The organism is Bacillus sp. 2175 (genome assembly GCF_057812155.1).
The window spans coordinates 1-16,086 of sequence record NZ_JBSZSU010000008.1 but is presented as its reverse complement, the minus strand read 5'-3'; the positions used below and the strand labels follow the sequence as shown (position 1 = coordinate 16,086).

12 protein-coding genes are annotated in these 16,086 nt (G+C 34.9%); 1 reads left to right on the top strand and 11 read right to left on the bottom strand.

What is annotated here, in order from left to right:
- Window positions 1–25: 25 nt before the first annotated feature.
- The 8 genes from ACXKY9_RS28715 to tnpI all read right to left on the bottom strand — a co-directional run bounded on the left by ACXKY9_RS28715 (window position 26) and on the right by tnpI (window position 10,613).
- Window positions 26–1,297 (bottom strand): ParM/StbA family protein, encoded by a 1,272-nt coding sequence (locus ACXKY9_RS28715; protein ID WP_000230191.1) that lies wholly within the window; start codon window positions 1,295–1,297, stop codon window positions 26–28.
- A 225-nt stretch (window positions 1,298–1,522) separates the two neighbouring features.
- Window positions 1,523–1,942 carry a type II toxin-antitoxin system VapC family toxin gene (locus tag ACXKY9_RS28710; protein ID WP_001200537.1) on the bottom strand — a complete coding sequence of 140 codons (420 nt, stop codon included), beginning with the start codon at window positions 1,940–1,942 and terminating at the stop codon, window positions 1,523–1,525.
- Window positions 1,943–1,957: 15 nt separating this feature from the next.
- Window positions 1,958–2,251 (bottom strand): AbrB/MazE/SpoVT family DNA-binding domain-containing protein, encoded by a 294-nt coding sequence (locus tag ACXKY9_RS28705; protein WP_016097290.1) that lies wholly within the window; start codon window positions 2,249–2,251, stop codon window positions 1,958–1,960.
- Window positions 2,252–3,150: 899 nt separating this feature from the next.
- Complete coding sequence (locus tag ACXKY9_RS28700; RefSeq protein ID WP_000116413.1) at window positions 3,151–4,572, bottom strand: IS4-like element ISBth4 family transposase; 1,422 nt, start codon at window positions 4,570–4,572, stop codon at window positions 3,151–3,153.
- A gap of 112 nt (window positions 4,573–4,684) precedes the next feature.
- The gene (locus ACXKY9_RS28695) at window positions 4,685–4,903 is read right to left on the bottom strand and encodes a hypothetical protein (RefSeq protein WP_000240401.1); all 219 of its coding nucleotides are present in this window, start codon (window positions 4,901–4,903) and stop codon (window positions 4,685–4,687) included.
- Between the two features lie 280 nt (window positions 4,904–5,183).
- Window positions 5,184–6,620: an IS4-like element IS231C family transposase gene (locus tag ACXKY9_RS28690; RefSeq protein ID WP_001053969.1), complete on the bottom strand. Its 1,437-nt coding sequence runs from the start codon at window positions 6,618–6,620 to the stop codon at window positions 5,184–5,186.
- Between the two features lie 156 nt (window positions 6,621–6,776).
- The gene (locus ACXKY9_RS28685; protein ID WP_000538375.1) at window positions 6,777–9,740 is read right to left on the bottom strand and encodes a Tn3 family transposase; all 2,964 of its coding nucleotides are present in this window, start codon (window positions 9,738–9,740) and stop codon (window positions 6,777–6,779) included.
- A gap of 18 nt (window positions 9,741–9,758) precedes the next feature.
- Entirely contained in the window at window positions 9,759–10,613 is an 855-nt protein-coding gene (tnpI, locus tag ACXKY9_RS28680) for a TnP I resolvase (RefSeq protein WP_000382147.1), read from the bottom strand.
- 336 nt (window positions 10,614–10,949) lie between these two features.
- On the opposite strand from tnpI, the gene ACXKY9_RS28675 reads away from it, so the two are divergent.
- Window positions 10,950–12,386 (top strand): IS4-like element IS231C family transposase, encoded by a 1,437-nt coding sequence (locus ACXKY9_RS28675; protein ID WP_001053969.1) that lies wholly within the window; start codon window positions 10,950–10,952, stop codon window positions 12,384–12,386.
- Window positions 12,387–12,527: 141 nt separating this feature from the next.
- On the opposite strand, the gene ACXKY9_RS28670 is transcribed toward ACXKY9_RS28675, so the two are convergent.
- From ACXKY9_RS28670 to ACXKY9_RS28660, 3 genes are all read right to left on the bottom strand, one after another.
- Window positions 12,528–12,944: an immunity 70 family protein gene (locus tag ACXKY9_RS28670; protein ID WP_000190466.1), complete on the bottom strand. Its 417-nt coding sequence runs from the start codon at window positions 12,942–12,944 to the stop codon at window positions 12,528–12,530.
- Between the two features lie 19 nt (window positions 12,945–12,963).
- Window positions 12,964–14,127 carry a WXG100 family type VII secretion target gene (locus ACXKY9_RS28665; protein WP_012008608.1) on the bottom strand — a complete coding sequence of 388 codons (1,164 nt, stop codon included), beginning with the start codon at window positions 14,125–14,127 and terminating at the stop codon, window positions 12,964–12,966.
- A 426-nt stretch (window positions 14,128–14,553) separates the two neighbouring features.
- Window positions 14,554–16,086, bottom strand: a complete 1,533-nt coding sequence (locus ACXKY9_RS28660) for a primase C-terminal domain-containing protein (protein WP_012008607.1) — start codon at window positions 16,084–16,086, stop codon at window positions 14,554–14,556.

Sequence of the window (16,086 nt, the reverse complement as noted above, 5' to 3'; positions counted from 1 at the left end):
GAAGAAGGTGTGAATCCACCTTCTATTATGCTTCAACGCCTTCTTTATTTAATTGCTCTAATAGATTAGCTATTAAATATGATCTACTTGTAAAGTATGCTGACTCTTGAATGTTTTTAGGTAAAATAAAGCCATCTTGTTCCTTCAGATCTCTTAAACCAGCGTAACCAAATAAAACTCCACCACCAACTACAATGTTTTTATCCGCATTTGTTTTAAACCAAAACTTCATTAGAGATGCTTTTTGATCTTCTGCATATTTTAACATCCCATCCATTACAATATCTGTAACATTCTCTTTTACAGGGCCCCATTTCACACTAAATGTCGGCTTATAAGTATCATCTTCAATCATTTTCTCTACTTCAGGCATCACTAGCCTTTGAATAAAATCTTCTCTTGTTTTAAAAGGTGACTCAATTTCATCTGTCATGAAACTTTTTAAAATCTCATTTTCCATGAAACGTTCTTTTATATTCTTTAAAATTTCATCAATATACTTATTTGTTCCTAAATCCGTATTTGTAGATAATTTTTTATTTAACTCTCCATCTTCAAAGAAAGCATTATCCGAAGTACCTGCACCAAGATCATTGATAGCATATGATTCTCCAATTTCTGCATCCATTCCTTCAACTTCCACTATTTCACCGTTTACAATGTCAAATAGTATTGCCAAGACAGAGGAAACACCTTCAACATTCATTGTTCCATCATTAATCGTAATTTTTATCTTTTTACCCTCATATGTACCATCTAAAAATTCTACAGTATGTTCTCCATAGAGCATTTCTAAAATTTGTTCTTCCCCACGTAGTTTATAATCTTCAATTGGCATTCCACCACTAAAAGGAACAGAAACTTCTTCTTTTCCAATTCTCGCTGCTGCCACCGCCATACTTGTGAATAATGGAATCAAATGTAACTTCTTATTTTTCTGGCTAAATTTATCTTCCGTTTTTCCCATTTCGTCTACAGTTGGTTCTTGACGGTCTTCTTGATCTTTAGCATATGCTCCCACATACCACGCTCTGCTTCTTGCATCACCATCTAAAGAATTACTAATTATACGAACATGTAATAACTCGATGTCTTCATCTTTCTCATTTACGTAATCATTTTTCTTAGAAGGTGCAGATTTTAAATCTATTTTTGCTGGCGGCGCTTCTGCGATTACTGTTGGAATAGCAAAAGATTCAATATTACCTTTTTCATTCAAGAAACTAATTTTCGCTTTAATATTACCTGTATCAAAACCACCAAGTAACATGTTTTTAGATAGCATTTGCTCAACCATTATATTTTCCTCCTACAACTAGTTTATAGTTTAGTTTAAACTAGTTTATCAACTAGTTTAATTAATGATAAAAAAATTTATATCCATATTTAACTTTTAAACATAATGTTCGTGAAGAGAACAGTAGTTGTTCGCTTCACGAACACATTATTCACTTGCTTTGTATAAAGAACATGTTCTGTAACGTGTTCTTCTCTTGAAAAGTAATTTCGTACTCAATATGTATTAGAGGACATCATCAGGACGATAATGCTCTACGCCAGTACACTTTTTAAAGTCCTTGCTATTCCATGTCAAACAAGGAACTCCGTTCTTAGTAGATACAGCTGCTAAATAAGCATCAGCAAAATCAATTCTATTGGTTTTATATTCATGTAATGCTTTTAATACTACATCACTTTCCAATGTTTTAACGCCTGGTGAAGTAATAATTGTTGTAAGATTATCGGCAATCTCTTCATGAGAATAACCGTATCTTTTCATACCTAAAACCCAGGTACACTCTATTATCACTATTGGTGTTAAAAATAATGTAATTTCTTGATTAACAGCTCTCTTGAAGATTTCAAAAGCCTTCTTTGATTGTTCTTCATCGTCATTTGTCAAAAATCTTACAATGACATTAGTATCAACTACGTATTGCATGTACTGCACTCTCCCTTATTCGGAGGAAATCATTTCTTCTTTAGCTTCACGTCTAATTTCTTCCCAAGACAAATTCGGCTCACCAGCTTTAGGTGGCATAGCACCAAACAATGCCAACAAAGAATTTTTTTTAACTACATTTACAAAAACATTGTCTCCTTCAATCACAAATTGAATCTGATCTCCTGCTTTTGCATCTATATAATCTCTAATCTTAGCTGGTATTGTGACTTGTCCTTTCTGAGAAAGAGTAGACGTAAATTGACCTGAAGACGAAATTAACCCTCTGTTCTCATTTTTTATTTGCATAGTACACACATCCTTCTTTATTTTCCGTAGGTGTTGCATTTTGTTATTTCTCAGTAATTTAATCCTTAATACTCCTATACTGTATAGTGTATTGTAAATGAACATATAAATGTTCAATTCTTGATATAGTAATTAGCGTAGTATTAAGTGTGCCTCTGCTTACTTATTATTATACTACTACCAAAAATAAAAGTAAAGATTTTTTAAAATTCTTTACCAAAAATAAAAGTAAAGAATTCATCCAGGTCTTTACATCGAGAGTCAAACTTCAGATTCATACCCTTGTATTTACCCATCAATGAAAAGTTTATCCTTATAACCTCAATTTGTTTAGCTCAGCTGAACTACCTATACAATTCGAATTGTATAAATGAAAAGAATATTGGAAACAATTGTAATGCGGTTAAATGAATCTTTTTTTTATGCATAAAGTTCGATTGGTTAAGCTACTGATCATAGTGTATTCAATCGAAAAGAAACAGGACATCGTCACGAATAATCGGGCACATACATAGCCTGGTGCACCTATTTATATCAAGTGTCTGAAAAAATGTCACACAAGGGATATATATTGTTATTTGCTTTACTAACAATACATAGTGAAAATTGCCTGGTTGATTTGCCCTAAATCATTACTGGGCTATTCGTGTTTACGCTTATTTAGCTAAGTAGGGGTCACCATACCAGGAAAAATCTATTTAGGATGTTTTTGAATATGGGAACAAAACAAAAAGACATGATGAAATTTCATGTCTTTAGGGGTACCGCCACATCGCTATCAAGTTAAGCTTATGCAAAGTCAATTTTAGGCGAGATTGTTTCTTTTTTCTAAGGAGCAAGTATAGGTGATTGAAAGATTTGCATACGAAATAAACCCTACCGGGTTTCACTTTTTTGAATTAAGCGGCTTGATTATCAGACATAGAATTGTAAACGACACCTAATATATCAAAGACCGTTTTTTTCTCATATCGATGAGATTTCCGCCCGTTTTGCTGTAGAAGATTGAACAGACGAAGTAACACCTTTGATAGCTCTTGGGTGTTTTTCTGTATAGTTTGGAATAGAAGAAGAAAATAGTCTTTAATCATATATATGGCTTTATACTCACTAAGCTCTCGTTTTTTCTTCATGAGGAGCAATTGGCGCATTTGAAACATGATAGAAGAACAGAGTAGAATGGCAATCAATTGACCATATAAATGGCACTCTAATCGTTCTGCTTTTATCTTTTTACAATGATGAATTTGAAAGAATGACTTCCACGTTTTAAATAAAATTTCGATTTGCCAACGCAAAGAATACCAGTCATGTACCTGTCCCATAGGGACAATATCTGTAGGGGTGTTTGTCATATATACATTGATACCGCTGAGTCGTTTACTACGAGGAGAATACTTCATTCCTTTCTTTTTTTCTCTTACAGCTTGATCTTGTAATCGTTTTTGTTGCTGTTGTTTTGTTAATCGATGAACAATTACACGAGCTGGCACTTTATCATTCATTCCTACATAAGCATCAGCTACTTCACACGTTTGTCCTGGTTGAAGGGAGTTCATTAACGTCTCTATATCTATCTGTATATACTCTGTACCTTTCTTAATTCTTCCATCTTGAAAATAATCAGGGTTAGGATTTTTTTGATACATACGTGTGTTCGACTTGATACGAGAGATATAGTAGGCCTCTTTATCTTGTATATATTGAAGGTCTTTTAAATGAAAATAACCTAAATCTCGGATACATAAATCATTTGCTGTCACAGTTGGGGCACACAAAGAGCCGTAAGTGCGATCATGTTGTTTACCTGGACCTGTATGAATATGAAGGAACTGTCCACTTAACAAATCATACTCAAGTTGAATTTTTATCCCAGCTGTATGGCTACATCCTCCTGCACCTGGATAAACCGATGAAAATACATCAGGGAGTTGAAATGCAGTTGAATCTAAAATACGAATACGCTTAAAAACAGAAGTATATGGAGAAGAAATCGGTATAGATGAGGTCAATTTTCGGCTTAGTAGTTCAGCTAGTATGTGTTGTAGAAATTGGACGGCTGCTTTATTAAATCGTTGGTTCAGTCCCTCGGGACTGATGAGCACTTCTGTCGAGGCTTCTAAACAGCTAGATAACTGAGTTAAAGACGTCGTAGCGATATTTTGGTTCATCCATACACATAAAGCGACTAAATCTTTTGCTTGGTACTTACTGGTTCGTTGTACGAAACCAACATCTCGAGCAAGATTCCGTAAGGTATTTGGAGATAAAAAACGTTGAATCTCTTGAGCAAATAGTTGTAATTCATCAGAAACAGACATAAAAAACGCCATCCTTTCCTATGATTCTACAGAAAGAATAGCGTTTTTTTCTCTTTATGGATACATTTTTTTAGCTCGATAGCGATGTGGTGTTACCTCAAATATAATTATTTTATTTGAAGGTCCCTTTTAAATTTTTATTAAATCTTTTCATAGGTTGATATACAAGGACGTGTAATGATAAACCTATCACTGCAGTAATGTTCAAAATAATACTTATAATCATTAAAGACCATTCTATAACTGGAGAAAAGTATCCGTTCGTGCTTAATGTAGAAGAACTGATACCTAGTAGTAAAATCACTATTAGTAAAGGTAAGTTTTTAACCAATTTGAATCCCCCTTTTAAATATAATATCTTTATATTATTATATCACACTGGATTATGTAATTAATATAAGATAGTTATCTATGAGAATTTAACATATTTTCTCTTTTTGGGGGTGACCTACTTCTTTAGCTTGATAGCGATGGGGTACCGCCACATGCCCATCAACTTAAGGATAGAAACTCTACGGTTTTCCATTAATTGAAATGAACAAACTTTTAAACAGTATAATCCTCTTAAAAATGAGCATACGAAATAAACCCTAACGGGTTTCATTTTTTTCTTATGCAGCTTTCTTTTGTTTTCTCAATCCATTATACTCATAGACAACACCCATAATATCAAAGATAGTTTTCTTCTCATATCGATGGGATTTCCGGCCATTTTTCTTTAGTAGGGTAAACAGGCGGATTAAAACCTTTGTTATTATACGGGTGTTTCTCTGTATCGCTTGATATAACAGGGATAGATGATCTTGAATCATCCCAATTGCTTTATATTCGCTTAGTTCTCTTTTGTGCTTTTGCAACAGAAGTTGGCGCATCTTAAACATCGTGGAAGAACATATAAAAATGGCAATGAGTTTTCCATACACATGGCATTCTAATCGCTCTTGTTTGATAGTTTGCCAATGATGAATTTGAAATAGAGATTTCCACGTTTTAAATATGATTTCGATCTGCCAGCGGAGGGAGTAAAAATCATGGATTTGTTCCATCGGAACCACTTCCCAAGGCGTATTCGTAACATATATGTTGATACCCGTTAATCGTTTACTCTTTTCTGAAAATGTAATCCCCTTTTTACTTTCGGTATAGCTTTGTTTTTTTCTACGTTCCAGTATTTGTTCCTCTGTTAATCGGTAGATAATTACTCTTGTAAATAATCTTTGATTCTTGCCAATATACGACTCTTTTATTTCATACGTTTGTCCTGGTTTTAACGTGTGCATAATGTTCTCTAAATCAACTTGGATATACTGTGACTGTTTTTTGATTGTCCCATTTCGAAAGTATTCTGGAAATGGATTTTTCGTATAGACGGTATGGTTTAACTTAAGTCTTGATATATAGCACACGCCACGTTGATCCATTTGATCTAAGTCTTCCAATGAAAAATATCCTAAATCACGAATACACAGATCACCCGGCCGTAAGGTATCTAAGCAATCTGTTCCAAATGTTTTATCATTATTTTTTCCAGGACCTACCTGGAAGTTTAAAAACTGTCCGCTGTGTAAGTCATATTCTAATTGAATCTTGATACCTGCAGTTTGTGCACAACCACCTGACCCAGGATATACATGTGCTAAATGTTTCGGTACTTGGAAAATCGTCGCATCTAAAATACGGATTCGTTGAAAATACGTGAGTGCTGCACTTGAAATGGCTGATGTTTTACAAAGTTTACTTTTCCATAATGCAGAAAAAATATATTTCAAAAATTCAACCGCTTTTTTATCAAAGCGTTTATTGAGTCCTTCTGGACTCATAAGAGTGCCTGTGGCGGCGTGTAATTGACTGCATAGTCGAACGAGAGAATCACTCGCTGTACGTTGACTGACCCAGATACATATGGTAGCTAATTCATTTCCTGAAAACTTTCGTTTTCTTTTTACAAAACCTAATTCTTTAGCGAGTTCTTCCAAAAGAGAAGGGGTTAAATGACGATACAGCTCTTCAGAAAATAGTTGTAATTCATCTTGAATTGAAAGATTCATAAAAAATGTCATCCTTTCTAGCTAGCTTTTTAGAAAGAATAACGTTTTTTGACACTTGGGGGTAGTGCAAATTCTTAAGTTGATGGGCATGGGGTACCGCCAGCATTTCGGAAAAAAACCACGCTAAGGATTTTTTCTATAAAAAGAGCCGTTATATTAAGAATAAAACGGCTCTTTTATACGTAAAGGACGTAAATTCATTTGCCCAGTGTCATGTAATCCTTCAAATTTGTATTCTCCAAGAAAATTGATATGTTCCCATCCTAACGGCCACGCATATGGCATTAAATCTTCTCTAAATTCTCCTCTTGCTTTTAATTCTTCTACGGCTTTTTCCATATATACAGTGTTCCACACACTTATAGCGTTAATAATTATGTTTAGTGCACTAGCTCTTTGTAACTGGTCTTGGAGAGCACGTTCTCTAAATTCTCCACGTTGTCCAAAAAATATAATTCTAGCTAATGCATTGATTGCTTCTCCTTTATTTAAACCTTTTTGAACCCGTCTCCTTACGGCTTTATTAGATATGTAATCCAGCGTAAAGAGGGTTTTCTCGATTCGTCCCATTTCTCCAAGTGCTGTTGCGAGTTTATTTTGTCTTGCATATGATCCGAGCTTCCCCATGATAAGAGCGCTAGATACTTTTCCTGTTTGAACCGAGTATGCCAACCTTCTAATATCTTCATAGTTTTCTTTTATTAACTTTACATTAATTTTTCCTTTTAAAAGTGCTTGAACATTTTCATATTCTTCTCCACCAGGTATAGAAAAAAGCTTAGTATCTGCCAAATCACGAATACGAGGAGCAAATCGAAATCCCAACAAGTGTGTTAAAGCGAAAACTTGATCTGTATATCCAGCTGTATCTGTGTAATGTTCTTCAATTTTTAAATCTGTTTCATGATGAAGAAGCCCATCTAATACATGAAGAGCATCTCGTGCATTGGTAGTAATGACTTTCACATGATAGGCAGATAGCTGATCACTTACAAATCGATAAATGGTTCCACCTTTTCCCGTTCCATAGTGTGGATTGGAATCTGCATGTAGAGAACGTACAGCAATGGATAAACGCATACCATCAGAAGAAGAAGTTGTCCCATCTCCCCAATAGGATGATAACTTTTGTTCCTTTTGGAAATTCACGAGAATAGATTGAGCGCGAACCATTGCATCATCATACATTCTCCATTGTGAAGCATTTGCCATTTGTCTATAGGAGATTCCAGGGGTAGCTTCCGCCATTTTTGTAAGACCTATATTTGTCCCCATTGCCATCAAAGTAGCTAATACAATATTCTGTTCCTCTTGATCAGGAGATTGATTGGTAGAGGCGTGGATAAATTGATCATGAAATCCAGTCCAACTGGCCACTTCTATTAGTAAATCTGTCAGTTTTATTCTGGGTAACATACTATGAAGAAGTTTACTAAATGCTTTTGCTTCTTCTGGAGTTCCTCTATCCAATCGCTCAACATGTAGTTTTCCTTGACTAATATCTACTCCTTCTAATTTCTCGCTATTTTTTGATAACCATTCTAAATGTTCATTTAATCGGTTTATTCGGTCAGTTATATAATCTTCAGCTTTTAAAGGGGCTGTAAGGCCATTTGGAATGTTTGAAACTTCGTTCCATTCATCATACGGTATAAGATAATCATCAAATGCCTTATGATGTCTACTGCCTGATACAAAAATATCTCCTGAACGAATATGATTTCTTAACTCGGTTAAAGCTGCCAATTCATAATAGTGCCGATTAATGTTTCCGTCATCATCATATACATGTTTTTGCCAACGGTTAGATACAAAGTGTAAGGGAGCGCCATGAGGCACTTTTCGTTTACCTGTTTCATTCAATTCATGAATCGTATCAAGTGCTTGTAAAACGGGTTCTCCAGATTTCGTCGCTCTAAAATGAAGACTGCGTAATAAAGTAGGTGCATATCGTCTAACATAGGAATAACGAGTATTTAACAAATCCAAATAGTCATAATTTAAAGGCCGTGATAGTTGTTTTGCTTCTTCAACAGATTCGACCATCTCATTCCATGACATTACTTCATCTAGGGCTGCAAAAGCATCTTTACCCGTTTCTTTTGCCTCAATTAGTGTCCCGCATACAGTAATAAATTGTAAAATCTTCTCGTTTAATTTTTTCCCATTTGCTTGCTGTATTTCGTCTTGTTCTTTTTTCCCTTTTGTTTGAAGATTCATCATAAGACGATCATGAATTTCAATTGCGTAATCTATAAGGTCTTGTGTAATCTCCAATAAAAATGAGACTAACATACTATATCTTTTTACTTCATTGAATCGTCTAAAAGCATATGGCTCATATTTTGATCCTAATCTAGCGAGCTGCCGAAGACGATTTGTATTAATTTTTGTGGTATCAATAGTAAGACCAATTTTTTGAACAAATTGTAATCGGTCTATTACTTTTAAAAATGATTCTGGTGAAGGCTGGGCCGGTACATCTTTTAGCCATGCTAATGGAGATTTACCATTTATAGTTGGTAAAAGTAACGCATCTAATTGATCTTTTTGTTCTTGGACCAAACCGTCATGTAGTATACTATACACTTTCTGATCTGCTTGTTGCTTTGCTTCCCAGACGATATCTTCAATCACATACATAGCTGGAAGAATGACTTTCATTTTTCGCAATGTAGATATTGTTATTTCAATTAAATAGAGGGTATTATTGTTATCCATTGCTTGTTGCACTAAAAATTGTAATAAAGTTTCTTTATATTCAGAAGAAAAATTCTGATATCCATATTCTGTTCGAATTTCCCCAAGATGCTCCCATAAAGTATTCCCACGTTTGGCATATACTAAAAATTCTTCAGGTGGAATCTGTAACTGACTCGCAACGTAAGCCACTACATATTGTGGAATGTCTTTATATTCTGTTAAGGACCAGCCAGGATAACGAATTAATGCAAGCTGAAGAGCGAACCCTAAACGATTGTATCCTCTACGGTGTTTTAATATTAAATGTAAGTCATGTTTAGAAAAAGTATGAAATGTTACCAAATCCCATTCTGTTAAACGTGATAAATCCATTAACTCATTTCGTTGTGCCTCTGACAGTAATTGTTTAACTCCCATTGTTTCCCCTTTACTCCTTTATAAGAGCTCCATTTTATTTTTTAGCTGCAGTTGGTTTGGATTTGTGTAAAGTAGTGTCGTATGGATGTTAGAGTGCCCAGCTTGATTTGCAACTTCATGAATGCTAAATCCTTTTTCAATTGCATTCGTACAGAAGAAGTGTCGTAATTGGTGTGGAGTAATAACATTGCTGTATGATTTAAAGATACGATTGACGACCGTACGGTCGAGCTTTTCTCGCTTTTTACTAATAAAAAGATACGGAGATTCATGTGCTGTACTGTATGTTTTTCGATCGATGAGATAATCTTTGATAGCACTAAGTACCTTACTATTTAGTAATACAATTCGTTGTTTACCTCCTTTTCCACTTCGAATAATACATTCCCCAGTCTGTAAATTGAAGTCATTCATTTTGATAGATAATGCCTCTGAAATACGTACTCCTGTATATGCTAGGAGAGTGGCAATTGCATAATTACGTTTGTTATTATCCTCTAACACACTTTGTAAAAACTTTTTTACATCTAATTCAACAATTTGGGTTGGAGAAGCATAGACAGTTTGAACCTTTATCATGTCTGTTTTTAAAATTACTTGATCTTGTTGACTTCCTTTCTGTATTAGAAATTCATTAAATTTAGCAAGGCTACTAATCTTGTGGTTAATGGACTTGGCGTTCAACATTTTGACATTCTTTAAATAACTAATGTACTCTAAGATATTTTGTCGGTACAATTTTGTTAATTTTCTGTCATAGGAACCTTCAAACCATTTTATGTACTGTCTAATACCTGATGTGTATCCCTGAACAGTGTTCTCAGTTTTATTCTCTTGTTTAAGATAAGAAGAAAACTGTTTTGCAACATCCATGTGATTTCCTCCGCGTCTATAAATTGTGTTGCGTCTAAAAGTATTTATTTATCGATAAATTGTGTTGCGTTAAACCCCTAGATTTATATTTATTATAACACCTAATACAACACAATTAATATTGTGTTGTATTATTTTTTGTATAAAAAAAGACACTGTATGTGTCTTGGAATAATGATATATTTTCTGATTTTTTAACTCTGATTTTCTTAGCGTGGTTTTTTTCCGAAATGCTGGCGGTACCCCATGCCCATCAACTTAAGAATTTGCACTACCCCCAAGTGTCAAAAAACGTTATTCTTTCTAAAAAGCTAGCTAGAAAGGATGACATTTTTTATGAATCTTTCAATTCAAGATGAATTACAACTATTTTCTGAAGAGCTGTATCGTCATTTAACCCCTTCTCTTTTGGAAGAACTCGCTAAAGAATTAGGTTTTGTAAAAAGAAAACGAAAGTTTTCAGGAAATGAATTAGCTACCATATGTATCTGGGTCAGTCAACGTACAGCGAGTGATTCTCTCGTTCGACTATGCAGTCAATTACACGCCGCCACAGGCACTCTTATGAGTCCAGAAGGACTCAATAAACGCTTTGATAAAAAAGCGGTTGAATTTTTGAAATATATTTTTTCTGCATTATGGAAAAGTAAACTTTGTAAAACATCAGCCATTTCAAGTGCAGCACTCACGTATTTTCAACGAATCCGTATTTTAGATGCGACGATTTTCCAAGTACCGAAACATTTAGCACATGTATATCCTGGGTCAGGTGGTTGTGCACAAACTGCAGGTATCAAGATTCAATTAGAATATGACTTACACAGCGGACAGTTTTTAAACTTCCAGGTAGGTCCTGGAAAAAATAATGATAAAACATTTGGAACAGATTGCTTAGATACCTTACGGCCGGGTGATCTGTGTATTCGTGATTTAGGATATTTTTCATTGGAAGACTTAGATCAAATGGATCAACGTGGCGTGTGCTATATATCAAGACTTAAGTTAAACCATACCGTCTATACGAAAAATCCATTTCCAGAATACTTTCGAAATGGGACAATCAAAAAACAGTCACAGTATATCCAAGTTGATTTAGAGAACATTATGCACACGTTAAAACCAGGACAAACGTATGAAATAAAAGAGTCGTATATTGGCAAGAATCAAAGATTATTTACAAGAGTAATTATCTACCGATTAACAGAGGAACAAATACTGGAACGTAGAAAAAAACAAAGCTATACCGAAAGTAAAAAGGGGATTACATTTTCAGAAAAGAGTAAACGATTAACGGGTATCAACATATATGTTACGAATACGCCTTGGGAAGTGGTTCCGATGGAACAAATCCATGATTTTTACTCCCTCCGCTGGCAGATCGAAATCATATTTAAAACGTGGAAATCTCTATTTCAAATTCATCATTGGCAAACTATCAAACAAGAGCGATTAGAATGCCATGTGTATGGAAAACTCATTGCCATTTTTATATGTTCTTCCACGATGTTTAAGATGCGCCAACTTCTGTTGCAAAAGCACAAAAGAGAACTAAGCGAATATAAAGCAATTGGGATGATTCAAGATCATCTATCCCTGTTATATCAAGCGATACAGAGAAACACCCGTATAATAACAAAGGTTTTAATCCGCCTGTTTACCCTACTAAAGAAAAATGGCCGGAAATCCCATCGATATGAGAAGAAAACTATCTTTGATATTATGGGTGTTGTCTATGAGTATAATGGATTGAGAAAACAAAAGAAAGCTGCATAAGAAAAAAATGAAACCCGTTAGGGTTTATTTCGTATGCTCATTTTTAAGAGGATTATACTGTTTAAAAGTTTGTTCATTTCAATTAATGGAAAACCGTAGAGTTTCTATCCTTAAGTTGATGGGCATGTGGCGGTACCCCCTTTATAAATTCTCTATTTCTAAATCTACTTCTAATTCTAAAGCTTCGTTGCATGCTTTAAATAACATTTCAAACATGTCCTTACCGCCACTTGTGTAAAAATAGTTAGATAAGTCTGTAATATCTGTTGAAATATTATCTCCCCATGGTGGTTGCTTGGATAAGTCTTCGATATCCCATACTACCTCTGATGGTGAAAATAATTTCAATCTTTCACGAGCTTCCTTTGCTTCCTCGATTGCCTTTGGGATATTTTGAAGTGTTAACCTTCCGTTATATAGCTCTTTCATCAAGTGTGGGTATTTTGTTCCCCAACCCTCTTTTTCTAAATGAAAACTAATGGTTGAGAAAAATGAGTGTACAAAATCAGATGTACCTAATCTATACCATAGAAAGTCTGCTTTAAATCCTGTTGCCATAAATACATCTCCCTTCTATCTAATCTCTTTCGATAGTTACCTTCAATTTACCAAATGTTCTTTGTGATAGTTCCTCTTTAATTTCCTTTAAAGTTTGAAGTGATACATTTTGACCTCTTGCATCAATAAAAGCTATCTGCTCTGCACCTTCTGGTAAATTTTTTAATCTATATTCAAATTGTTTTAGTAAAACATTAATTAACGAACGTTTCCCTCTTTCGGTAGTAAGGTTATAATTTTTAACCTCCAAACTACTATTTAGGTCATGGTCAAAACCGTCTGGTCTAGTACTGCCTTTACTTGCATACGGTACTTCTTCTCTATCTTTAAATGATACTTGGTCTTTGTAATTAGGATATTTCTCATATGCATGTTTTTCGGATTCTCGCCAATGTGGCCTAGCAAACATGAGATAGCTACTCAAATAATTCCCCCAGTGTCCCGATGGCGGTAACGCACTGAGCATAGCTTCACCAGTTAAACCGACACCTGCAAAGGCAGGTTGTAAACGTGGTGGGGTAATCTGGGTTATTTTAGAGAACCTAGCCCCTCTAGCAAGTGTTGAAGCTTTATCCAGTCCCTTGCCTCCAAGAAGTCCTAAACCAACCGATGTTACAAGATAAGAACCCCAATGAAAACCGCTTTCAACATCTCCGTACCAAACATCATTCATAAAAGAATCAGAGAAAGCATTCCACATAGCAGGTAGCGTTTCATCATAATTAACAACTGCATCCCACATATTTGACCATGTTTCACCGTCTCCCAATGCCTTAAAGCCTTCCCATGCATCACCGACACCTTTTCCTGCCCCATCATAAAGACCATCCCAAGCCTTCTCTAAATCAGATTTTGGTTTTCCACACATTGCACCTTCTTCAATATCTCCACTAACCAAATTCTCTCCATATAATGTATCAGCTTCACGAAACTTTTCGGCAGAATGATATAACTCTTTTGCAATTTTGTCTAGCTCTTGAAGGATATTGAACATCAATGGCTTTGCATCGTTAAACATTGCATAGAATCTATTACTAGTTGCTCCGCTCCATTGTGAAGCTATGTATTCTGTTTGCTGATACAGGTCTTTATGTATCTGTTCTAGTAAAGTCCTAGAATCAATGACCATCTTTGCTGATTGCTCTAGACGTTCTGGTGTAACTTTTATTTGAACCAAATTCATCCCTTCTTTTCATAGTTTGCTAATCTATGAAAATTATACCATATAAAAAAGATAGAAGAATATGGATGTTATAACCCTTGAGGATGGGCTATAAACAACTTTTCATTCCCATTCGTTCTTATTTCTTCTTAGACGACACCATACATGCCCATCAAATATATGAAACTACCTAATCCCCAACAATTCACATTCTCTTAGATCTAAAGTAACAACCGTGATTAAAATAGCTAACACAATCCACGAAAAAGAAACACATAATAAAGACTCCTAAATAAAGAGTACTCTCAACAAAATTTCACATACCGTATGCAAATATTAAAACAAGAACCATAAATAGAACTCCATAATCTCCACTAACAGGAAACTCTAAACCAAACTTATACCGATAGGTATATATGTACGGGTTCGGCCATTTATTTTTTTGAATTATCCCCCTGGCCCAGAGCGTTTATTTCTACTATTTTTATTTGCTTCAGGTTCGCTTGTTTGGCCTCGAAATTGTACTTCAAGTGTAGTGCTCTCGATCTCTTCATTGAATGCTAATTTCCCTAATAAAAAGGCTTTAAAGTTATGTTTATTGGATTTCAGTAATACACTTCTTGTTGTAATATATGTACGAGCATTTCTGCCCTTTTTTCCATTAGTCTTTACAATTAATTTTTTAGAAACCTTTAATACATCGGATAAGCTAGATTTATTCATTGCTTTACCTACTGGTGACTCTTCACCAATTTTTTGCGCTAAAGCACGTAGAGAGCCGCATAAATAAGGTGCATCAGACGTGCATTGCTGCTCTACCATCTCTATAATATCTTGCTCCCATTCTGAATAATGGCTTTGCTGACGGTCTAAGCGTTCCTTTGCTGGTGTACGGATATCAAAGACAAATTCCATTCTCATTTCAGCCAGTTCTTCTACATAATCCTTTTTAGGCGCATTATATTTATCATTCATGGCACTTCTAACAGTACGTAAAATCTCAGTATGCTTTAATGGTGATTTTATTTGAGAATTCCATTCATCTATTTTGTCAATGATTTCACTTTCTGTTTTACCTTCATATTTCATAGCTAAAGATAAAATAAATACAGCATTATTACGGCCTAGCTTGCCTTTACAGCCACGTAAAAATACGTTATTGATAATACTTTGAATTGCTGGATCTTCCATGATGCCAACCTTTTTATACATTCTACTTGAAGAAGTATTAGCAACCGCTGGTCTTTTATGCTTCCTAGATTGTTCTTTAGCCCATGCTAAAGCCCATTCTGAGTTCAATGCTTGTCCATTAAAGTAAAGGACATTATCTTCTCGTGGAATTCTAAAATACCCTAGCGAATAAGCCCCAAGATCCGCTTCTAATTCAAATATAGGCTTTGTAGTTCCTTCTTCTACTTCACTAGCATCCATGACATTTACAAAGGCTCTTTTAATTTCTTCAGAAACAAAACGACCTGCCTTACGGCCTTTTTCTGTCAAAAATGGTGTAGAGAATACATAAAACCATTGCAATCCTCGTGGTGTTGAAAGAATAACACTTGGGGATGGCAAGTTATTTACTGCTGCTGCATAATGAATTTCTTCAAGACTAATTTTTTTATCTATTTCTACTCCAACACATGTAATGAAACGAATGTTTTCAAAATTACGCCCTTCATTATTAGCCTTTCCCCACATATAGACTTGTGGTGTCCAGTGTGTCAAATGATTGTTTAAGCGTTCTAATGTCTCAAAGCTACTTACCACAATACTTTGTCCCGTAGAAAGTTGCTCTTTTCCAGTAGTTACATGAACAACTCCAACCTCTCTTAATCTTTCACGTTGCATTTCTCTCTTTCTATCATCCATTGTCCAATTTTTAGGTGATTTTTCATATAATGCACCATGAACCATAAAACGCATTACATCAAGCGATGTGTACTCTGTTATAGGCTCTAAAATATGTTTAACTTGTTCCAT

Bases quoted from the DNA above. Each gene is read 5' to 3' on its own strand.
- ACXKY9_RS28675 (WP_001053969.1), top strand. From the start codon at position 10,950: ATGAATCTTTCAATTCAAGATGAATTACAACTATTTTCTGAAGAGCTG.
- ACXKY9_RS28705 (WP_016097290.1), bottom strand. From the start codon at position 2,251: ATGCAAATAAAAAATGAGAACAGAGGGTTAATTTCGTCTTCAGGTCAA.
- ACXKY9_RS28710 (WP_001200537.1), bottom strand. From the start codon at position 1,942: ATGCAATACGTAGTTGATACTAATGTCATTGTAAGATTTTTGACAAAT.
- ACXKY9_RS28670 (WP_000190466.1), bottom strand. From the start codon at position 12,944: ATGGCAACAGGATTTAAAGCAGACTTTCTATGGTATAGATTAGGTACA.
- ACXKY9_RS28700 (WP_000116413.1), bottom strand. From the start codon at position 4,572: ATGTCTGTTTCTGATGAATTACAACTATTTGCTCAAGAGATTCAACGT.
- ACXKY9_RS28660 (WP_012008607.1), bottom strand. From the start codon at position 16,086: ATGGAACAAGTTAAACATATTTTAGAGCCTATAACAGAGTACACATCG.
- ACXKY9_RS28715 (WP_000230191.1), bottom strand. From the start codon at position 1,297: ATGGTTGAGCAAATGCTATCTAAAAACATGTTACTTGGTGGTTTTGAT.
- tnpI (WP_000382147.1), bottom strand. From the start codon at position 10,613: ATGGATGTTGCAAAACAGTTTTCTTCTTATCTTAAACAAGAGAATAAA.
- ACXKY9_RS28665 (WP_012008608.1), bottom strand. From the start codon at position 14,127: ATGAATTTGGTTCAAATAAAAGTTACACCAGAACGTCTAGAGCAATCA.
- ACXKY9_RS28685 (WP_000538375.1), bottom strand. From the start codon at position 9,740: ATGGGAGTTAAACAATTACTGTCAGAGGCACAACGAAATGAGTTAATG.
- ACXKY9_RS28690 (WP_001053969.1), bottom strand. From the start codon at position 6,620: ATGAATCTTTCAATTCAAGATGAATTACAACTATTTTCTGAAGAGCTG.